General features: G+C 61.6%; 19 protein-coding genes and 1 pseudogene. 9 read left to right on the forward strand and 11 right to left on the reverse strand.

Annotated elements, in window-relative coordinates:
* Positions 1–150: 150 nt before the first annotated feature.
* A pseudogene (locus FJ934_RS13110) lies at positions 151–348 on the forward strand (O-antigen ligase family protein); the annotation flags it as partial.
* 161 nt (positions 349–509) lie between these two features.
* On the forward strand, positions 510–1454 hold the full coding sequence (locus FJ934_RS13115; protein WP_140610037.1) for an NAD-dependent epimerase/dehydratase family protein: 945 nt from the start codon (positions 510–512) through the stop codon (positions 1452–1454).
* A 101-nt stretch (positions 1455–1555) separates the two neighbouring features.
* On the opposite strand, the gene FJ934_RS13120 is transcribed toward FJ934_RS13115, so the two are convergent.
* The gene (locus FJ934_RS13120) at positions 1556–2095 is read right to left on the reverse strand and encodes a sugar transferase (protein ID WP_140610038.1); all 540 of its coding nucleotides are present in this window, start codon (positions 2093–2095) and stop codon (positions 1556–1558) included.
* Positions 2096–2820: 725 nt separating this feature from the next.
* Between FJ934_RS13120 and FJ934_RS13130 the strand changes: the two genes are divergently transcribed.
* The 3 genes from FJ934_RS13130 to FJ934_RS13140 are packed head-to-tail and all read left to right on the forward strand — an operon-like array spanning position 2821 to position 6103.
* Positions 2821–4290 carry a phosphomannomutase gene (locus FJ934_RS13130; protein WP_140610040.1) on the forward strand — a complete coding sequence of 490 codons (1470 nt, stop codon included), beginning with the start codon at positions 2821–2823 and terminating at the stop codon, positions 4288–4290.
* Positions 4287–5702, forward strand: coding sequence for a mannose-1-phosphate guanylyltransferase/mannose-6-phosphate isomerase (locus tag FJ934_RS13135; protein ID WP_140610041.1), 1416 nt, complete (start codon positions 4287–4289; stop codon positions 5700–5702). Before FJ934_RS13130 ends, FJ934_RS13135 begins: the two co-directional genes overlap by 4 nt.
* Before the next feature lie 53 nt (positions 5703–5755).
* Complete coding sequence (locus FJ934_RS13140) at positions 5756–6103, forward strand: glycosyltransferase (protein ID WP_226890578.1); 348 nt, start codon at positions 5756–5758, stop codon at positions 6101–6103.
* 34 nt (positions 6104–6137) lie between these two features.
* Here the strand turns inward: FJ934_RS13140 and rfbD are convergent, their stop codons facing one another.
* From rfbD to FJ934_RS13165, 5 genes are all read right to left on the reverse strand, one after another.
* Complete coding sequence (rfbD, locus tag FJ934_RS13145) at positions 6138–7070, reverse strand: dTDP-4-dehydrorhamnose reductase (RefSeq protein WP_140610042.1); 933 nt, start codon at positions 7068–7070, stop codon at positions 6138–6140.
* Positions 7067–8137, reverse strand: coding sequence for a dTDP-glucose 4,6-dehydratase (gene rfbB, locus FJ934_RS13150; protein ID WP_140610043.1), 1071 nt, complete (start codon positions 8135–8137; stop codon positions 7067–7069). Before rfbB ends, rfbD begins: the two co-directional genes overlap by 4 nt.
* Positions 8138–8207: 70 nt before the next feature.
* On the reverse strand, positions 8208–8759 hold the full coding sequence (gene rfbC, locus FJ934_RS13155; protein ID WP_140610044.1) for a dTDP-4-dehydrorhamnose 3,5-epimerase: 552 nt from the start codon (positions 8757–8759) through the stop codon (positions 8208–8210).
* Between the two features lie 3 nt (positions 8760–8762).
* Complete coding sequence (gene rfbA, locus FJ934_RS13160) at positions 8763–9644, reverse strand: glucose-1-phosphate thymidylyltransferase RfbA (protein ID WP_140610091.1); 882 nt, start codon at positions 9642–9644, stop codon at positions 8763–8765.
* Positions 9645–10014: 370 nt separating this feature from the next.
* On the reverse strand, positions 10015–10605 hold the full coding sequence (locus FJ934_RS13165) for a biotin transporter BioY (RefSeq protein WP_140610045.1): 591 nt from the start codon (positions 10603–10605) through the stop codon (positions 10015–10017).
* A gap of 116 nt (positions 10606–10721) precedes the next feature.
* Here FJ934_RS13165 and FJ934_RS13170 point away from each other — a divergent pair, with 116 nt between their 5' ends.
* A complete protein-coding gene (locus FJ934_RS13170; RefSeq protein ID WP_140610046.1) occupies positions 10722–11630 on the forward strand; it encodes an MBL fold metallo-hydrolase in 909 nt (302 codons plus the stop codon).
* A gap of 60 nt (positions 11631–11690) precedes the next feature.
* On the opposite strand, the gene FJ934_RS13175 is transcribed toward FJ934_RS13170, so the two are convergent.
* A complete protein-coding gene (locus FJ934_RS13175; RefSeq protein WP_140610047.1) occupies positions 11691–12476 on the reverse strand; it encodes a DUF1499 domain-containing protein in 786 nt (261 codons plus the stop codon).
* Between the two features lie 80 nt (positions 12477–12556).
* Positions 12557–14185, reverse strand: a complete 1629-nt coding sequence (locus FJ934_RS13180) for a fatty-acid--CoA ligase (protein ID WP_140610048.1) — start codon at positions 14183–14185, stop codon at positions 12557–12559.
* Positions 14186–14506: 321 nt separating this feature from the next.
* Between FJ934_RS13180 and FJ934_RS13185 the strand changes: the two genes are divergently transcribed.
* Positions 14507–14863: a hypothetical protein gene (locus tag FJ934_RS13185; protein WP_140610049.1), complete on the forward strand. Its 357-nt coding sequence runs from the start codon at positions 14507–14509 to the stop codon at positions 14861–14863.
* A 123-nt stretch (positions 14864–14986) separates the two neighbouring features.
* Complete coding sequence (locus FJ934_RS13190; protein ID WP_140610050.1) at positions 14987–15376, forward strand: DUF427 domain-containing protein; 390 nt, start codon at positions 14987–14989, stop codon at positions 15374–15376.
* 53 nt (positions 15377–15429) lie between these two features.
* Here the strand turns inward: FJ934_RS13190 and FJ934_RS13195 are convergent, their stop codons facing one another.
* The 3 genes from FJ934_RS13195 to ppdK all read right to left on the reverse strand — a co-directional run bounded on the left by FJ934_RS13195 (position 15430) and on the right by ppdK (position 20226).
* On the reverse strand, positions 15430–16170 hold the full coding sequence (locus FJ934_RS13195; protein ID WP_140610051.1) for a polysaccharide deacetylase family protein: 741 nt from the start codon (positions 16168–16170) through the stop codon (positions 15430–15432).
* A 144-nt stretch (positions 16171–16314) separates the two neighbouring features.
* The gene (locus FJ934_RS13200; RefSeq protein ID WP_140610052.1) at positions 16315–17418 is read right to left on the reverse strand and encodes a glycosyltransferase family 9 protein; all 1104 of its coding nucleotides are present in this window, start codon (positions 17416–17418) and stop codon (positions 16315–16317) included.
* A 129-nt stretch (positions 17419–17547) separates the two neighbouring features.
* Positions 17548–20226, reverse strand: coding sequence for a pyruvate, phosphate dikinase (gene ppdK / locus FJ934_RS13205; protein ID WP_140610053.1), 2679 nt, complete (start codon positions 20224–20226; stop codon positions 17548–17550).
* Positions 20227–20449: 223 nt separating this feature from the next.
* Between ppdK and FJ934_RS13210 the strand changes: the two genes are divergently transcribed.
* On the forward strand, positions 20450–20794 hold the full coding sequence (locus FJ934_RS13210; RefSeq protein ID WP_140610054.1) for a VOC family protein: 345 nt from the start codon (positions 20450–20452) through the stop codon (positions 20792–20794).
* Positions 20795–20848: the final 54 nt, after the last annotated feature.

Here is a 20848-nt window from a genome sequence, read left to right on the forward strand (position 1 = left end):
GACGCACTATCGAAAAGCGAGCCCAGCCGCTATACCAGCCGGAGGCGGGCAACATGCGTCGTGAGGCGTGGACAATTTCGAGGCGAGCACATTCGGGTCCACTAAAAAGATGTGCCGCATAAAGCTTCTCGATAATAGCGAGCCCGCAACTTGAACCAGCTTTTGTCTATAAGGCAGCGACTGACGCCTTCACGGGTCAATATCTACTTCTCCATTATTTGCTTCTTTTTTCCACCGGTTCTGGGATCGGTGGTGAGCTTCGTGTTCAATGGCGGCGGCCTGTGGTCCGTCCTGTTGATCGCCTTCAAGAAAAGACGCTTCAATATCGATCGAGCGATGATGGCGCTGATGGTCTTCCTGTTGTCGGGAACCTACCTTGCGTGCGGACGCCAGGCCCCATTGGCGGAAGAGCAGACACGCCCGCCCCTGACTGAAAAACAAATCCCTCCGCCGGCGATGGAAGAGCAGGCGCCTCCATCCGCCGCCCAATGGCCGTTCCGGGCAAGTCGATGAAAGTCCTGGTCACGGGCGCGACAGGCTTCATCGGCCGCCAGGTGGTCCATCGGCTTCGTGAGGCCGGCGTCGAGCTTCGCCTCGCCTCGCGCCAACCGGAGGGACTTGATCCAGGGTCCGGCGCGATGCTGATGCCGGGTTTCGATGCGCCGGCCGCGGCCTTCCTGGCGTTGACCCGGGATGTTACGGATGTCGTCCACTGCGCGGGCCTGAACAATGATGAAGGCAGTACCACCGAGGCCGATTTCAAGGCAGCCAATGCGGAATTGAGCGCACGGTTGGCCTATGCCGCCGCCACGCAGGCAAGCGGACGCTTCATCCTTCTCTCCTCGATCCGGGCCGTGATTGGCGCACGTGTCAGCGCAACGATCAATGAGAATACGATGCCCGACCCGCAATGCGCCTATGGGCGCTCGAAGCGCGAAGCGGAGATCAGGATACTGGACGCCTATGCCTCGCACGGCCGTTCCGATGCCACCGTGTTGCGGTTGCCTCCGGTCTATGGAGCCGGCATGAGAGGAAATCTGGCGACGCTGATGCGCCTGGCCGATACGGCCCTGCCGCTGCCGACAGGCGCGCTGACCGGGAAACGCTCGCTGCTGTCATCGCTGTCGGCGGCAGGAGCCGTATGGCATCTGCTGAACCGTCCGGAGCCGCTTCGCCCGATCTACATCGCCAGCGATGTGCCCCCGGTTTCGGTCGCGGCCATCGTCGGCGCCTTTCGCAGCGGCTTCGGAAGGCCGACGCGCCTGATGGCCGTGCAGGCCGGACCGCTCCGGGCAGCCGCGATCCTCGCACGCAAGCGCCCGTTATGGGATAGCATGACCGCGACGCAGATATGCGACCCTTCCCTGCTCGTATCAGAAGGCTGGCTGCCGGAAACCCACACGCTGGAGCGGTTGGCCGCAATAGCGCGGTTGGAAAAATCCCGACTTCTTTAATCCCTGATCCAAACCGGCGCCCGCTTTTGGGAGCGTGGTCTTTTTGCCTGACTACGATCTTTTCCAAAAACCGGCGTCCACTTTTTGGGATCGTGGTCTGTTCAACCGCGATAGAGCGTTCCAAGCAGGATTCGCAGATCGAGCCAGAGCGACGCCGTCCGGAGATAGGTTGCGTCGGTTTCGGCAAGGAGCTGCGGGGTGGACATGTCGATGCCCCTGATCTGTGCCAGACCGGTTATGCCTGGACGTGCCGCAAGAACGCCCAAGCGCCGGCGGCACTCGATCAATTCCGTTTGGGTCGGCAGGCAGGGACGCGGCCCGACCAGGCTCATCTCGCCCTTCAGAACGTTCCAGAACTGCGGCAACTCATCGAGCTTGAACTTCCGAAGGACCTTTCCGACCGATGTTACGGCGCTCACAGGCGCCTCATGCGAAGGCAAGGACAGCGTGCCGAGATACATCGTCCTCAACTTGTGACAGCGAAAAGGCGCACCGTCGCGGCCTACCCGCGTTTGGGAAAAAATCACCGGCCCCGGTGACGATGCCCGAACGGCAACGACAGCAAGCAATAGAACAGGAGATGTGGCCACCAGCAGCAACGCCGCACCGGCAAGATCGAAGATTTTCTTGGCTGTCTTCATGAACGACCGATCATGCTCCCTGACAAAGCTCCGTCCGACAACACCGCGGACGAAGCCTGTCAATTCGGCCGACGTAGCACGGGCTCGCTTCTCGACCAAGCGCGCCGTGAACTGTTGGATGTTCAGATGCGCCCCAGGACGAAAGCGGAATAGAGCCGGCAACCTCACCCTTGAGCAGGCGGCCAAGCCGCGAGACCCTGGCCTGCCACGATGCGTCGGCGCCGACCAGATTTTCAAACACTCACTATCCGCAATGGGTTAAGTCTCATGCCCAGCCGCTTTCGGAATAACCTGCGCGAAGACTTTGACACTAAAGCGGAGCCAGATCGAATACCATCCGTCATCAGCCACCTGTTCTTAGCCAAGTCTTCGGCCCCCCGCCGCCCCATCGCATAGCGTGGACTTGAGGTCATCGCCAGAGATTTTTTTATAGGTCATTCGATTGGGCCCGGTTCGCCGGTCAAGACGTCGTTCAACAGCATTCGCAAAAGTAGCTCTCGCTTGTAAACATTTGACGGGCGATCCAAGGTAATTCTGCAGACTGGCCGCAAGACTGAAGGCCACCATCGCCATAGGCAATTGTGGCTTGTCTATGCACATTCGTTCGGCTTAATGCAGCCTCCAGCCAATATTCGAACCGTTGCGGATGCACTATTTTGAAGGTGCCCAGAATCCACTACGCGCTGGCCAAGCGATTTGTGGTTGACAGAGGAGCCTACTGCAATATGACGGCCTTCCCTCTCACCAGCCAAAGCGAAGTGATGAAATTTGGATCGAGTGGCCTTCGAGGCTTGGCTTCGGAACTGGTCGGCAAACCGAGCGGACTTTATACCGAGGCTTTCGCATGGCGCCTGGCCGCCGGCGGAATACAGCCGAAGGCCAGGGTGCTGGTAGGTCGCGACCTGCGCGACAGCAGCCCCACTATCGCCACCAACTGCATGGCGGCCCTGGCGGCAAGCGGACTGCAACCCATCGATTGCGGCGCCATTCCAACACCAGCTTTGGCACTGTGTGGCCGGCAACATGGGCTGGCGGCGTTGATGGTGACGGGTTCGCACATTCCAGCGGATCGCAACGGCATCAAATTCTATAGCCCGCATGGCGAGATCAGCAAGGCCGACGAGGCCGCCATGGCACATTATGCCGCTGAACGGTCGGATTCCTATTGCCCGCCGCCTCCAATGGGAACGGCTTTTCCGGCACACCACGATCAGGCGATCGCCGCCTATCGCAGGCGCGCCGAAGACATATTGGAGGCTAGCTCCCTTTCAGGCATGAGGGTTGGTGTTTATCAGCACAGTTCGGTCGCGGCGGATCTGCTGGTCGAGATTCTCCAATCCCTGGGCGCCAGTGTGACGCCCGTCGGGAAATCCGATGCGTTCGTTCCCGTCGACACCGAAGCCGTGAGCGCCGCCACACTGGCAAAATTCAAAGGCTGGACTCGAGAATTCAAACTCGACGCCGTCGTTTCGACGGATGCCGATGCCGATCGTCCGCTCATCACCGACGAGAACGGCGATCTCTTTCGCGGCGACCTGATCGGCCTCGCCACCGCCTTGTTCTTGCGGGCAGACATTGTCGTGACGCCGGTGACCTCCAATTCGGGCATTTCGAACGCCTTCGGTTTCGAGGTCGTGAGAACAAGGGTCGGGTCCCCCTTCGTCATTGAAGCCATGGAAGCGTCATACTGTGCCGGCCGTATCGTCATCGGCTTCGAGGCCAATGGCGGCGTTCTCCTGGGGTCGGATTGTATCCTGCATGGAAAAACTTTGACGGCGTTGCCGACACGCGATTCGTTGCTCCCTATCCTCGCCGTCCTCGGCCTGGTCGCATCGACAGGAAATACGCTGTCGCATCAGCGCGAGTTCTGGAAGCTTCCGGCATGCGCCAGCGAACGCCTCGAGAACTTCCCGGTGGACAGTTCGCACGGCCTGATGCGTCGGCTCGCGGATCGGCATGCACTGCAGCAATTCCTCGCCCCTTTCGGGACTGTTGCCGAAGTCGACGAGACTGACGGCCTCAGAGCACGAATGCAGACCGGCGAGATCATCCATCTGCGGCCGTCCGGCAACGCGCCGGAGCTCCGCTGCTATTCGGAGGCTGAAAATCATGAAAGGGCAACAGCGATCGTGGCGCTGACGCTTGAGAGGGCGCGGGCAATCACATCGAAAAACGAAACAGAGGCTGTGTCATGAAAGTGGTTCCCGTCATCATCAGTGGTGGAGCCGGATCGCGGCTATGGCCCGCATCGAGGCAATCGCACCCCAAGCCTTTCCTCAAAGTGGCAGACGGGCATTCTCTTATTCAGCACACCGTGTTGCGCGCCGCTTCGATGAAAGGCGTCGTGGAACTCGTTGTGGTCACGTCCGGGGAACACCTCTTCCTGACGAAGGACGGTTTCGACGAACTGGATGCGGTGATACTGCCACGCACGTTTCTGCTTGAGCCCGAAGGCCGGGATACGGCCGCCGCCGTGGCGGCCGCTGTCATCCATGCGAAGGCAACGCACGGTCCCGATGCGATTCTATGCATCTTCCCGGCGGATCACATGATCGGCAACCTGCCTGCCTTTCTGAGCGTCATGGGCCGGGCCATCGAACATGCAAAACTCGGGCGGATCGCGACATTGGGCATCAGCCCGACCAGACCGGACACGGCATTCGGCTACATCGAGGCGGATGGCGAGAAAGTCGTCCGTTTCGTTGAAAAACCGGATCTCGAGACGGCCAAGGCCTATGTCGCATCCAAACGCTTCTTCTGGAATGGCGGCATCTTCTGCTTCAGCGCGCAGATCATGCTCGACGAAATGACTTTGCATTGCCCCGCCGTGATCCAGGCTGTTTCCGACAGCTATGAGAACGGCCGCTTCAGCGAAGGCGAAGGCTTTGCCAAAATCGAACTCGCGCCGGAGTATTTTGGCTCCGCCCCGCGGATCTCGATCGATCGCGCGGTCATGGAGAAAACGAGCAATCTTGCCATGATTCCCTGCGACATGGATTGGAACGACATCGGATCCTGGAACGCAATGGCCGATTTGATCGCTCCCGACGAAAGCGGGAACAGGATACGCGGCGACGTCCACATGGTCGACACGACCGGCAGCTATGTGAGTTCGGACAAGCGCGTCATCGGCACGGTCGGCGTCAGCGATCTGGTGATCGTGGATTCCCCGGACGCGCTGCTTGTGGCGTCCCGCGACCGCGTCCAGGACGTCAAGAAGCTGTTCGAGGGCCTCAAGGCTTCTGGTCACCAAGCGCATTTGCTTCACAGCACGGTTCACCGCCCGTGGGGTACCTATACGGTTCTGGAGGAAGGCGAGCGCTTCAAGATCAAGCGGATCGAGGTGAAGCCTGGCCGGCGTCTGAGCCTGCAGATGCACTATCATCGCTCGGAGCACTGGGTGGTGGTCAGCGGCTCCGCGAAAATAGTCAACGGCGATCAGGAATTGTTCCTGGCCACCAACGAGTCGACCTACATTCCCTCCGGCCACAAACATCGGCTGGAAAATCCGGGCAGAATTGACCTGGTGATCATTGAGGTGCAAAGCGGCGACTATCTCGGCGAGGACGATATCGTCAGGTTCGACGACGCTTACGGACGGATGTAGTTTTTCCTGCATCACGAGAACGCGAATGTGTGGCTGGCTGACCACCAGCAGGAATGGCGCTCCTCCACAACTGCCTTGGATTCATTTTTCCTTCAAACCAGAGGTCGGAAGCCTACGGCCTATCGCTGGCCGAGGCAGCCATGTGCGGCAAGCCGATGATTTCGTGCGAAGTCGGGACGGGAACAAGTTATGTGAACAAGGCTGGCGAGACCGGGCTGGTCGTTCCGCCTTTCCGATCCAGAACGACTGACGAAGCGATGGAGCGGTTCGTCGATTCGCCGGCTGAAGCAGCGAAATGGGGGCGAGCCGCCCGAGATCGCTATATCAGCCTTTTTACGGCGGACAGGATGGGAAGGGCGTATGCCGATCTCTATCATCAACTCGACAGCCGTCGACGCTGAATGTCACGATAAAGCTCGGCTTCGAATTGTGGGCTCAGCGGATGTGGGCGGTACTCAAAGGCGCCCGGTCATCCGGCCGGGCCTTCCCGCTTAGGAGCTGACCGACCACGGCTTCCGTCGACTGTCGCCAGTCAGGTGCGTTCCACCCGAAGGTGGAAGCGAACTTCGCGCTCGACAGCCGTGAATTGGCGGGGCGGCGTGCCTTGGTCGGATAGTCCTTGGCGGCAATGTCGCGCACCCGTGCATAGGGTCCACCAAGCTTTCGGCTTGTGTCCAGGATATGACGGGCAAAACCGCTCCAGCTGATCTCGCCCGAGCCGGCCAGATGATAGATGCCGAACGCGGTGAAGCTCTTGTCGCGCCGCAGCGTGGCCGCCGCATGCAGGATCGCGTCGGCGATATCGAACGCGCAGGTGGGATTTCCCCATTGATCGGCCACCACGGAAATCTCGTCGCGGTCGGCGGCCAGCCGCAGCATGGTTTTCACGAAATTCCTGCCGAACGGGCTGTAGACCCAGGCGGTGCGCAGGATCACATGGCGCGGACCGGCGGCGGCCACCGCCTGCTCGCCGGCGAGCTTGGAAGCACCATAGACACCGAGCGGCGCCGTCGCGTCGGCCTCGACATAGGCGTCGGGAGCACTGCCGTCGAAGACATAATCGGTCGAAAGATGGATGACGGGAACGCCGAGCCGCGCTGCCGCTTCAGCCACCTTACCGGCACCGGTCGCGTTGACCGCAAAGGCCAGATCTGGCTCGTCCTCGGCCTGATCCACGGCCGTGTACGCAGCGGCCGACACGACGATATCCGGCTTCGCAACCGCGATGGCGTCGATGACGGTGTGGGGTCTTGTCAGGTCGAGTTCGGGACGGCCGATGGCGACGACCTCAACGCCGGCATTTCCATGGCCGGCCTCCAGAAGGCTTGCCGCGACCTGGCCGTCGCGTCCGGTGACAACGAGCCTCACGTGCCCACCTTGCGGGCTTCGCCCAATCTTTCGCCGGCATAGCGTTGCTCGCGGATCGGTCCCCACCACCATCTGTTGTCGAGGAACCAGTCCACGGTTCGAGCCAGGCCGCTCTCGAAGTTTTCCCTGGGCGCCCAGCCGAGCTCGCGGCCGATCTTGGAGGCATCGATGGCGTAGCGGCGGTCATGGCCAGGACGGTCGGTGACGAAGGAGATCAGTTCGCGATAGCGCCGGCCCTCGGCCCTGGGACGCCTGATGTCGAGCAGATCGCAGATCGTCTGGACGACGGAGAGGTTCGTGCGTTCCGAATTGCCGCCGACATTGTAGCTCTCGCCGGCAAGCCCTTTCGTAGCGATGAGTTCCAGGGCCCGCGCGTGATCCTCGACGAACAGCCAGTCGCGCACATTGGCACCGGCGCCGTAGACCGGCAGCGGCTTCTCGTCGAGCCCGTTGAGGATGACGAGCGGAATAAGCTTCTCGGGAAAATGGTAGGGGCCGTAATTGTTAGAACAGTTGGAGAGCACGACTGGCAGGCCGTAGGTCTCGTGCCATGCCCGCACCAGATGGTCGGAGGCCGCCTTCGAGGCGGAATAGGGCGAGGACGGCGCATAAGGTGTCTCCTCGACGAACATGCCGCCATCGAAAGGCAGGTCGCCGAACACCTCGTCGGTCGAGACATGATGGAAGCGGAAGCGGCTTTTCCTGTCGTCGGAAAGGCCGCGCCAGTATTCGAGCGCGGCATTGAGCATCTTGTAGGTACCGACGATATTGGTCTCGATGAAGGCGCCAGGCCCGTCGATCGAGCGGTCGACATGGCTTTCGGCCGCCAGGTTCATGACGATATCGACGTCATCACGGCGCATTATGTCGAGCACCGCCCTCTCGTCGCAGATATCGGCATAAGCGAAGCTGTAATTATGGGCATTCTCGATCGGCCGCAGCGAGGCCAGATTGCCGGCGTAGGTCAGCTTGTCGAGATTGGTCACCCGGTAGACCGGATTGGCGCACAGATGCCGGCATACCGCCGAGCCGATGAAACCGGCGCCGCCTGTCACCAGAAAGTTCATACAACTATCCCCATGCAGCACCCTCTTTGGGCCACACTCTTCCTGGCTGCATTCTCTTTGGCAACGCTCATCAATCAAACACCTCCGCCGCGGCCAGCGGCGGCGCCTTGAGGTCCTTGTCCGACAGCTGGAAACCGCCAGGTAACGAGGGCCATTCGATGCCGATGGCGGGATCGTCGAAACGGATCGACCGGTCATGCTCCGGCGAGTAGGTGTCGGTCACCTTATACAGAACCTCGGTGTCGGGCACGAGCGTCACAAAGCCATGCGCGAAGCCCTTGGGCACCAGGATCTGGTTGCCCCTTTCGGCCGACACTTCCAGGGAGATCCATTCGCCAAAGGTCTTCGAACTTCGGCGAATGTCGACACAAATGTCCAGAATCCGACCGCGTATGACACGCAGCAACTTATCCTGGGTCCGGGGCGCGAGCTGATAATGGAGCCCGCGCAAGACGCCCGCCGCGGCGGAGTAGGAATGGTTGTCCTGCACGAAATGCAGTTTTAGTCCAGCCTGCGCAAATCGGTCGGCATTATAGGTTTCCATAAAGAAACCGCGCGCATCGCCATGCCGCTTTGGAATGATCTCCAGCACGCCTTCGATGCCGAGGGAGCTGATCTCCAACGCTCAGCCCTCCGACAGTTCGACGACACGCCGGCGCAGATAGGCGGCATATTCATTCTTTCCCAACCGGGTGGCGCGTTGCAGCACCTGCTCGGCCGTCAGCCAGCCCTGCTCGAAGGCGATCTCCTCCGGGCATGCGACCTTGATGCCTTGGCGATGCTCGATCGTGCGTACGAAGGAAGAAGCGTCGTTCAGACTGTCATGGGTCCCGGTGTCGAGCCAGGCATAGCCGCGCCCCAGTCGATGCACATGCAGCAAGCCGCGATCGAGATAGGCGTTGTTGACCGCCGTGATCTCAAGCTCGCCGCGGGCCGAAGGCCGAATGGCCGAAGCGATGTCGACGACAGTGTTGTCGTAAAAATAAAGCCCAGTGACGGCCCAGTTGGATTTCGGCTTTTGCGGCTTTTCCTCGATCGTGCGCGCCGTTCCGGTGGCCTTGTCGAAGGAGACGACACCATACCGTTCAGGATCATCCACACGGTAGGCGAACACCGAAGCGCCCGTGTCGCGAGAAGCGGCGGCGCGGCAAAGCTGCGACAGCCCGTCGCCAAAATAGATGTTGTCGCCCAGGATCATCGACACACTGTCCTTGCCGATGAACTCGCGGCCAATGATGAACGCTTCCGCTAGTCCATTGGGATGCGGCTGCTCAGCATAGGAGATATCCAGGCCAAACTCCGATCCGTCACCGAGTAAATCTCGGAAAACGGGCAAATCCCGCGGCGTCGAGATGACCAGAATTTCACGAATTTCCGCGAGCATCAGCACGCTCAGCGGATAATAGATCATCGGCTTGTCGTATACTGGAAGGATTTGTTTCGAGACAGCTAACGTCAGCGGATAAAGGCGTGTTCCACTGCCTCCCGCAAGGATAATTCCTTTCAAGAAGCCCTCCTTGACATGCCAAGATCCCCCGGCAGCGACGGTAGCCATACGAACCCTGAAAAGCAGCTGCCAGTGCTCGCATATATCGTAGAGTCGTTACCAAAATACGCCTGGTGCCACTCCTGGATGCTCCTCGTGAACTGGAACGGCACCATGTCGGGACGCCCCAAGAGCCATACGCGGTGAAGAAACCGGATCGTAGCAAGGTTGATGCTGTCGGCCGACAGCCTCGTCGCCGAGTTCCAGGAGCAGCCTGGCGACGTGATAGCCTATGAAGCCCGCAACCCTGTGACCAGAACCTTCTTCCGAACCGCCCGTCCTCGGGACTTGACCCCCTGACGTCTATGCAACCCCAAGCTTCTTGCTAAACTCAGGAGCGCTTGAGCAGCGACCAGGCGGCCGGCACCAGGCTTGCCGCAAGCGCAACCTTGATCAGGTCGCCGACGATGAACGGCACGACGCCGAACTGCCAGGATTTTTCCGGACCGATGAGCAGCGCCAGCCAGGCAAAGCCCATCGCCATCATCACCACCTCGGCAACCAGCATCGCGTTGAAAAGTTTGATCGGGTGACGGTCCCAGCCGCGATCGGCGGCCCAGCCGACAATCGCCGCCATGACCACGAAGCCAGCGAGATAGCCGCCGGTGGAGCCGAGCATGTAGGCAATGCCGATGCCTTTCTCCGGCGTGCTCTGGAAGACCGGGAAGCCCATCGCGCCTTCCGCCATGTAGAGCAGGAGAGTGGCGACGCCTAGGCGCATGCCGAAGGCGGCGGCGATCAGGAAGACGGCGAGTGTCTGCATCGACATATCGACAGGCCCCAGCATGACCTTGGTCTTGGCCGACAGGGTCAGCAGCAGCGTTCCGGCGATCGCCAGGAAAAACTGCGTTGCCAGCCGCGCCGCGCCTTCCTGCGGCAAGGCCAGAGAAACAAGCGGGCGCATCGTCGTTGCAGTTGCCATGGTCACTTCCCCAATCCGATTTGCCGCGATCCAACAATCGCGCTCTTGCGTTTTCCTATATTGGCTTGCGTGCTATGCGGCAATCGCTTTTGCCATTCCAGGAACAATGTGGCGACATGGCCCTCAAATTCGATACCAGCTTCGATCCCAACTACGGCCAGGGCGCGAACGTGGCGCCTGACGTGCAGCGCGTCACGGCCCGAAACCCGAGCCCCTTCACCTTTTATGGCACCAACAGCTATATCGTGGGGCGCGAGACGCTGGGGGTGATCGATCCGGGTCCCGATGACGATGCGCATCTTCAGACCCTGCTCGACGTGATCGCCGGCAGGCCGGTCAGCCATATCTTCGTCAGCCACACGCATCGCGACCATTCTCCGCTGGCGGCCCGGCTGAAAGAGCGCACCGGCGCCACGGTGCTCGCTGAGGGACCGCACCGGCCAGCAAGGCCGTTGCACATTGGCGAGACCAATGCGCTCGATGCCAGCGCCGACATGGCCTTCCTTCCCGACATCCCGCTGCCGGACGATGCGATCGTCGCCGGCGACGGCTGGGCGATCCGGACGGTTCTCACCCCCGGCCACACCGCCAATCACGCGGCGTTCTCGCTGGAAGGAACCGGAATCCTGTTTTCGGCCGATCATGTCATGGGATGGGCGACGTCCATCGTCGCGCCACCGGACGGGGCTATGGCAGACTACATGGCATCGCTGGACAAGCTAATCAGGCGCGACGACCACCTGCTGCTGCCCGGCCATGGCGGGCCGGTGACGGCGCCGCGCAGTTTCATGCGCGGACTGAAGACGCATCGCAAGATGCGCGAGCGGGCCATACTGGAGCGGGTCAGGGCCGGCGACCGGACGGTTCCCGACATGGTCAAGGCGATCTACCGGGACACCGATCCCCGGCTGCACGGTGCGGCCGGCCTGTCCGTGCTTGCCCATCTCGAGGATCTGGTGGCGCGCGGCATGATCTCGACAGACGCCGCCCCCGCCATCGACGGCATTTTCACGCCAGCTCGATAGGTGCACCTGGCCCGGCCTCTCCTCACCGGTTTCTCGCTGGCCAGTTCAGCTGGGAAATGACTATTCGGCTGGCGCCGCCCCGACCTGTCCGGCGACTTCCTGGTCCAGTTCCGCCAGGAACTCGGTGATGCGCGCGGCATTGTCGCCAAGGTCATGGCGGCCGTAGCGCGAAGCCGACCGCATGTCGACGATGATCATATCGCCGTTATCGGTCACGCGGATCGCCACATCAGCCGGGAGGCCGAGCGCGAAGCTCGAGGCGACGGCGGTAATGGTCACTTCTCTCTGCCCAGCGAGGTCGGGATAGGGTTGCGAAAGGTCCCAGCCGCGCCGGTCGAGCACGGTTTCGACGGCATTGACGACGGTCTCGAACGGAAGGTCATAGCTGCGTGCGCTGACCAGTGGATAGCTGTCGGTCTGCAACGTCTGCTCGCCCGGCGTGGACGGAGACAGCACATTCATGTCCTTCGTGCGGTCAGTGACATCGAGCGCGGGCGGATCGTCGAAATCGGTCGAGATGTCCCTCAGCGGCGGATAGATCGTCGCCCAGTAGGCAGCGACGCCATACGGGGTAAGCACCAGCAGGGCCAGCAAGGCGCCAACGGTCAGATCGCGGCCGCCACGGTCGCCGAAATTCCATAGCCTGGAAAAGGCCAGCCCGGCAAAAAGCAGCGCCAGCGCCGCCAGCAGCGCGACAATGCCCAGCACCCACAGGAATACGGGCGTCTCGACGAGACCGAAGCGATGGCCGACGAAGTCGGTCAGCAAAAGCACCGCTGAAAATGCGCCCGTGCGCCGCGACCAGCCGGCAGCCTTCGACGTTTGCCGTTCCAGAATGCTAACCATTGTTCTCTGCGCTGTCCCTACCCGGACGGAGGTTTAGTGCCTTTTTGCGACGGCTTGAAGCCGAAACACGCAACATCCCCTCAATCCGTCGGCAAGCGGTAATCCCTGAACTGCTGGCGCAAGGTGATCTTCTGGATCTTGCCGGTGGCGGTATGCGGTATTTCGCCGACGAAAGCGACATCATCGGGCATCCACCATTTGGCCAGCTTGCCATCCATGAAGCCGAGAATGTCAGCCTTGGTCGGTTCCTTGCCCGGCTTGGCGACGACGACCAGCAGGGGCCGCTCGCCCCATTTCGAATGATGAACACCGATGGCCGCCGCTTCCGCCACGTCCGGATGGCCGACGGCCAGATTCTCGAGTTCGATGGTCGAGATCCATTCGCCGCCGGACTTGATGACGTCCTTGGCGCGATCGGTGATCTGCATATAGCCGCCGGCATCGATATGAGCGACATCTCCCGTATCGAACCAGCCGTCCTCGTCGAATTGCTCCGTGCCCGCGCCGCCATAATAGGCGCGGGCAACAGCCGGACCGCGCACCTTCAACCGACCAAAGGTCTTGCCATCCCAGGGTAGCGGGTTGTTCTCGTCGTCGGTCACCTTCATTTCGACGCCAAAGGGCGGATAGCCCTGCTTGCCCTGGATGTCGAGCCGCGCTTCTCCCTCAAGGCCGACATATTCGGGCTTCAAGGTGCACAGCGTGCCGAGCGGCGACATCTCGGTCATGCCCCAGGCATGGATGACCTGGACACCGAAATTGTCCTGGAATTTCGTCATGATCGCGCGCGGGCAGGACGAGCCGCCGATGACGACCTTGTTCAGATGAGGCAGCTTCCTGCCGGTTTCTTCCAGATATTGCAGCAGCATCATCCAGACCGTCGGCACGGCAGCGCTGAAGGTCACTTTCTCGGTGTCGAGCAATTCGTAGATCGAGGCGCCGTCCATCTTGCAGCCAGGCATGACCAGCTTGGCGCCGATCATCGGCCCGCTCTGGCCGAGACCCCAGGCATTGGCGTGGAACATCGGCACCACCGGCAGAATCGTATCGCGTGCCGACAGGCCCATCGCATCGGGCATGGCCGCGATCATGGCGTGCAGCACGTTCGAACGGTGACTATAGACAACGCCCTTGGGATCGCCTGTCGTGCCAGATGTGTAGCACATGCCCGCGGCAGTACCTTCGTCGAAGGTTTTCCAGGCGAAATCGCCATCGACCTCGTTGAGCCACTCCTCGTAAGCGACGACATTGGGCAACGCGGTTTTCGGCAGGTGCGCATTATCGGTGAGCACGATCACCTTTTTCAGCGATTTGATGGCGCCGACGATCTTCTCGAGCAACGGTATGAAGGTGAGGTCGACGAAGACAGCCTTGTCCTCGGCATGGTTCATGATCCAGACGATCTGCTCGGGAAACAGGCGCGGATTGAGCGTGTGATAGATCGCGCCGATGCCCATGATGCCGTACCAGGCCTCGATATGGCGAGCGGTGTTCCAGGCCAGCGTGGCGATGCGGTCGCCCAACCGATAACCGTCGCGTTCCAGCCGCTGGGCCACCTTAAGAGAACGACGATGGATGTCGGCATAGGTGGTGCGCACGATCGGCCCCTCGATCGAACGCGACACGATCTCGCGCACGCCATGCTGCCGTTCAGCATTATCGATCAGCTTGTGGCACAGCAGTGGCCATTCCTGCATCAGCCCCAGCATCTCGTTCCTCCCCTAGGTTTTTTGCATTGTAGCTTTGGTTCATTGTGAAGCGAACCGGAGGATTGTCCAGTCACTCGCTTGCATGGCGGACGACTTTCTGAGCCCGTGCAAAATCGGCAACCGGTTGAATTTTGACGGGTTTTGGGCCTTCGGCTCCTGAATGCTCATGCCGACGAGATGGCAGGAGGGTCAAAATCGTCGTGTTGGAAACGGCGTCGTATTGGACGAAATCACGAGTAAATCCGCCACAATCCGGCCATCGTCCGCGTTAAGTTTCGTTAACGGGCAAAGGGGTGCGATTGGCGGCTGAAAGAGGTTCGCATGGACGCGCAGCTTGACGACAAGGCCCTGGAGAGCACACTTGCGGAAAGCCTGGCCGATTTGGTGCCAGACGAAAAGACTGTTTCCGAAGAAGAATTTGTTGAAGTTGTCGGCGGCGCGCTCGAAGCGGTCGGCGGCACGCTGCTGTTCAAGATGTGCGTCCAGAACGAAGGGGAAGGCCAGCACGTGGCGGCGGCATCCGTCGGCGACGGCGGCAATCGCCAGTTCCTGCTGCTCACCTTGCCGACCGGCGGCGGCTCGCTGAAAGTCGAGACCGTTTCGAGAAGCAGCAATCCGGTGGCGGGCATCGCGGCCGCCTATGCCGGCCTGCTGGATGCCTTCAAAACCGCCGCCTGAGCCTTAGCGGACAGCGCTGGTGTGCCGCGCCTAGGCTGCTGGCGGCTGCCATGTTCGATGCCAAGGGGCCTTGCGCAACAGCTGTGTCCGCCACACCTTAAGGCCAGGCAAGGAGGAACCAGCATGGACAAGATCGCCAACCCGGCACCCGGCTTCCAGCGCAATCCCGACAAGATCATCACCATCGAGCCCTATGTCGGCACTGTCACGGTGCGCGTCGGCGATACGGTTATCGCTTCATCATCGAAGGCCAAGGTGCTGACCGAGGCGCCTTATCCGGCCGCCTTCTACATTCCGTTCGCCGACATCGATTTCGACAAATTGGGCGGCACGGAACACTCGACCCATTGCCCCTACAAGGGCGATGCCAGCTATTGGAGCGTGCTGCCGGCTGGCGAGGCGGGCAAGGACGCGATGTGGGCCTATCGGAAACCTTTCGACGAAATGACCGATATCCGCGACCACGGCGCGTTCTACGCCAGCAAGGTCAGCATCGAAGCCAAGCCGGGCTGAGTACTTCGCATCAGCCATTTGCAGGCCGGCATCACCTTAATATCAACGCGCAATCAGTCGGTGGTGCCGTGATCGCCTGTGCCATCGGCATCGTCGAGGCGCACGAAGATCATGCCCCTGTCCTTGAGGGCCAGGAGGCCCTGCACCACGCCCTCGCCGGCGGCGTGGGTCGGCTGGTTGATGTGGGCGATGATGACGTCGCCGTCCTTGGCCGCGGCGATGCGCTTGGCGGCTTCCTTGGCGCCGAGCAGCGAGCCGCCATCGCCATTGATCGAGAAGCCGGCAATCTTGAAGCCGAGCTTGCGGATCATCGCGATGGCCGAGGGGCTGTATTCGGCGGTTGCGCCACGGAACCATTTCGGCGCCGGCTCACCCGTCCTGACAAGAGCAGCGGCACCCGATTCGACCTCGGCGAGCACCGCGTCAGGGCTGCCGGCGCTGCGTATGCCATAGATTTTCTGCGGCGTGTCGACCGCCGGAATATGGCGCCCGCCGTGATTTTCCAATTCGAAAAGGTCCGGATGTGCCCGCATGATGGCGACGGCCGCAGCGTTGCGCTTCAGCCAGATACCGGTGACAAAAATGGTGGCTGGTATCTTGTTTTCCACCAGCGCCGAGAGAATCCGCGTGTCGGTCTGTCCGCCGCAGGCATCGAGCGTGAGCGCGACGTGGCCCGCTCCGCTAACCGCGGGCTTGATGTGCAGCGTGGGCTCGACCAGCGGCGTTGCATGGCCGCTGCATATGACCGCCAACGACATGGCGATCGTGCAGAGATGTCCTTGCAGCTGACGCATCACACCCAATTCCTGACTGGCGATTTCAAGCCGGTATCCCAAGACCCGCATGAAGGCGGAAATCGGGACGATGGGTAGCAGAAAAATGCCTGGCGCGGCAATTTGACCGCTAGCCTGGTGAACGAACCTACCGAAAACAGCCGCTCAGACAGCGCCTTCGCGCTTCATCTCGGTGCGCGCGAGAACCTCGCGGGCCGCTTCGACGACAGGCTTGACCTCCAGGCGCCAGACACAACACGCCTTGCTGGGGTCCGTCCGGCGGCACAAGTCCTTGGCCACGCAGTCGCACGGCATCGGCGGCCGAAGCGCGATGCTGGGCACCCCGACGGGTCCCCAGCGCGAAGGATGCGTCAGGCCGAACAGCCCGACAACCGGCGTGCCCGCGGCAGCTGCCATATGCATCGGGCCACTCTCATTGCCGAGAAACAGCCGGGCCTGTTTCAGGACCGCCATCAGGCTCTCGAGCGACAGCGTGCCGACAAGATCGACGACCGGGGTTGCGGTCTTGGCCAGGACCTGCGCGGCGGTCTCGCGTTCGTCCGGCCCTCCCACCAGGACGACGCCCAATCCGGTGTCGGTTGCAATTTCGTCGATCGCCTCGGCAAACCGTTCCGGCTGCCATTGCCGGCCCTTGAAACTGGCGCCGGCATGGACGGCGACAAAGGCGTTCGGGTGAAGATGATGCTTGCCCAGAAGCGTCAGGGCTTTCACGGTCTCGAACGGCAGCGGCTGGATGCTTGGCACGGTCACGCGCAGATCGACCCCAAGTGCTTCAAGCGGCGAAAGATAGCGATAGACAAAATGCTGGCCGCCAAACCCGTACGGTTTGGCAAGCACATTGGCAGGCTGCCTCTCCAGCAGCCGCAGCGGCCTTTCGGATGGATTGTAGCCGACGCGCGTCTTTGCGGTGACGAGCCCACTAATGATGCGTGAGGTTTTTGAATCGGTCAGGTCGATCGTCAGGTCGAAGCGGAAGCCACGCAGCGCCCGCACCGTGGCGTAAAGCTCCTTTACGCGCTCCAGAGTGGTGCCGCGCATGCGGGACCGCCTGAATGCGACCACCTCGGAGGCGATGCCATGCGCAACCACGAAGTTCTCGAATTGCGCTTCACAGAGGAAGACGATCCTTGCATCCGGGAATTCGAGTTGCAGGTTCCTTGCCAGCGCCGAGGCAAGAACGATGTCACCTATGAACTTCGTTTGAATGATCAGGATCGAGCGGAACGGCACGGGCGAGATCTGCAACATCTGATTCCGAAGACAATTGGCGGGCCGCCCGCAAATTGGGCAGGAACAATGTCGAGATTACGCGATGCCGTCAGCACGTTCGCGTGAGTTTTCATACAAAACCGTAAGCTTTGATAGAGCCTGACCGGCTTAGCCACGCCCCTTCTTCGCCACCTGCACCGCAGCCTGCGCGGCGGCCAGCCTGGCGATCGGCACGCGATAGGGCGAGCACGACACGTAGTCGAGCCCAACCTCCTCGCAGAAACGGATCGACGCTGGATCGCCGCCATGTTCGCCGCAGATGCCGAGCTTGATCTGAGGCCGGGTCGCCCTGCCCTTTTGCGCGGCCATGCGCACCAGTTCGCCGACGCCGTCGATATCGAGCGAGACGAACGGATCCTGCTCGATAATGCCCTTCTGGCGGTAGGTCTCCAGGAATGAAGCCGCATCGTCGCGCGAGATGCCGAAGGTGGTCTGGGTGAGGTCGTTGGTGCCGAAGGAGAAGAACTCGGCCGATTCGGCGATGACATGCGCACGGATCGCGGCGCGCGGCAGTTCGATCATCGTGCCCGTGAGATAATCGATCTTGACGCCGCTCTCGTCCATGACGCTTTTGGCGACCGCATCGATGCGCGCCTTCACGTAATCGAGTTCCTTCACAAGGCCGACCAGCGGCACCATGATCTCAGGCACCACCAGCGCGCCGGCCTTCTTGCCGGCCTCGACGGCCGCCTCGAAAATGGCGCGCGCCTGCATCTCGGCGATCTCGGGATAGGAGACGGCCAGCCGGCAGCCGCGATGGCCGAGCATCGGGTTGAATTCGTGCAGGGCCTCGGTGCGCTGCCGGAGCTTGTCTGGCGATACGTTCATGACGGACGCGACCTCGGCGATTTCGGCCTCGGTCTTGGGCAGGAATTCGTGCAGCGGCGGGTCAAGCAAGCGGATCGTCACCGGCAGGCCGGCCATGATCTCGAACAACTCCAGGAAATCCGAGCGCTGCATGGGCAGAAGCTTGGCAAGGGCCGCGCGCCGGTCCTTCTCGGTGTCGGCGAGGATCATCTCGCGCATGGCCACGATGCGGGCGCCGTCGAAGAACATGTGTTCGGTGCGGCAAAGCCCGATGCCCTCGGCGCCGAAGGAGCGGGCCATGCGGGCATCGAGCGGCGTTTCGGCGTTGGTGCGCACCTTCATGCGCCGTGCCGCGTCCGCCCATTCCATGATGGCGGCGAAATCACCGGACAATTCCGGCTGCAGCATCGCCACGGCGCCCTTGAGCACCTGCCCGTTGCCGCCGTCGATGGTGATGACATCGCCCTTGCGGAAGGTCTGCCCCATCGAGAGCAGCGTGCCGGCCTTGTAGTCGACGCGGAGCGAGCCGGCTCCGGAGACGCAGGGCTTGCCCATGCCGCGCGCCACGACCGCCGCATGGCTGGTCATGCCGCCACGCGTGGTCAGGATGCCCTCGGCGGCATGCATGCCGTGGATATCTTCGGGACTGGTCTCGATGCGCACCAGGATCGCCTTGCGCCCTTGTGTCTTGAGGTCCTCGGCATCGCCGGAGGAAAAGACGATCTCGCCGGTGGCGGCTCCGGGCGACGCCGGCAGGCCAACGCCGATCACATCGCGCGCGGCCTTCGGGTCAATGGTCGGGTGCAGCAACTGGTCGAGCGAGGCAGGATCGATGCGCGCGACGGCCTCCTCCTTCGTGATCAGACCGTCCCTCGCCATCTCGACAGCGATCCGGAGCGCGGCCTTGGCGGTACGCTTGCCGGAGCGGGTCTGCAGCATCCACAACTTGCCGCGCTCGATGGTGAATTCGAGGTCCTGCATGTCGCGGTAGTGCTTTTCCAGACTGTCGGAGATGGTGACGAAGGACTGGAAGGCGTCCGGCATCAGCTTCTGCAGCGACGGCTTGTCGGAGCCTGCGGCAATGCGGGCCGCCTCGGTGATATTCTGCGGCGTGCGGATGCCGGCGACGACATCCTCGCCCTGCGCGTTCACCAGGAACTCGCCATAGAGCTGCTTCTCGCCGGTCGAGGGATTGCGGGTGAACGCGACACCGGTGGCGGAGGTTTCGCCCATATTGCCGAACACCATGGCCTGGACGTTGACCGCCGTACCCCAGCTTTCGGGGATGTCGTGCAGGCGCCGGTAGGTGATGGCGCGGTTGTTCATCCAGCTTGAAAACACAGCACCAATGGCGCCCCAGAGCTGTTCGTGCGGGTCCTGCGGGAACGGCCTGCCGAGTTCTTCCTCGACCTTGGCCTTGTAGAGCGCGATCACGCCTTGCCATTCGATGGCCGTCAGTTCGGTGTCGAGCTCGTGGCCGAGGCTAGCCTTCTGGTCTTCCAGTATCTCCTCGAACACCTCGTGATCGAGGCCCATGACGACATCGGAATACATCTGGATGAAGCGGCGGTAGCTGTCATAGGCGAAGCGCGCATCGCCGGAATCGGTGGCCAGCGCCTCGACCGTCTCGTCGTTCAGGCCGAGATTGAGAACGGTGTCCATCATGCCTGGCATCGAGGCGCGGGCCCCGGAGCGCACCGACACCAGCAACAGCTTTGACGAATCGCCGAAGCGGCGGCCGGTCAGCCGGCCGATATGATCGAGCGCGACCGCGACATTGGCTTCCAGTCCCGCGGGATAGGTGCGGCCGTTCGCATAATAAGCGTTGCAGACCTCGGTGGTAATGGTGAAGCCCGGCGGCACCGGCAGGCCCAGGCTGCACATCTCGGCCAGATTGGCGCCCTTGCCGCCCAGCAGATTCTTATCGCCGGCACGGCCTTCCGCCGCACCATCGCCAAAGGTGAAAACCCATTTGGTCATGCTTTGCTCTCCGGTTGCAGGAGATTGGAAAGATTGGCGAAACGGAAAGTTCCGCCCGTGTCCGACTTTGGAGCGATATGATGCTGCAGTGCGAAAGGCAAGCGCCGGAAAAGCCGGCTGGCCGCTACAATCGATTAAGAAAAGCCCTTCCGAGGCATGCGGCAAAAAGACTTGCCACCTTACGGTTCGACGTCTAGAACATAAAGGGAACGAGAGGTACCTCATGAAACAGAATGGAAAACTCGACTATCTGGAAATGCCGGCGACCGGCGGCACGCTGGACCGGGTGAAGGCTTTCTACAGTGCCGCCTTTGCCTGGTCGTTCACCGACTACGGGCCGACCTACTCAGCCTTTGCCGAAGGCCTCGACGGCGGTTTTCAGGCCGATGCCGCGGAAGCATCGGCAAAGCCGCTGCCCGTGCTCTGCAGCGAGAATCTGGAGGAAACCCTCGGCGCTGTCGAAAGCGCTGGCGGCACGATCGTCAAGCCGATCTTCCCGTTTCCGGGTGGCCGACGTTTTCATTTCGTCGATCCGGCCGGCAATGAGTTGGCCGTGTGGTCCGAATAGTCCGTTTTGTGGATCACCTAGCGCCAACCGCGCTGCTGGTCGATTGAGTGTTCC

Source organism: Mesorhizobium sp. B2-4-12 (assembly GCF_006441575.1).
Taxonomy (GTDB): Bacteria; Pseudomonadota; Alphaproteobacteria; order Rhizobiales; family Rhizobiaceae; genus Mesorhizobium.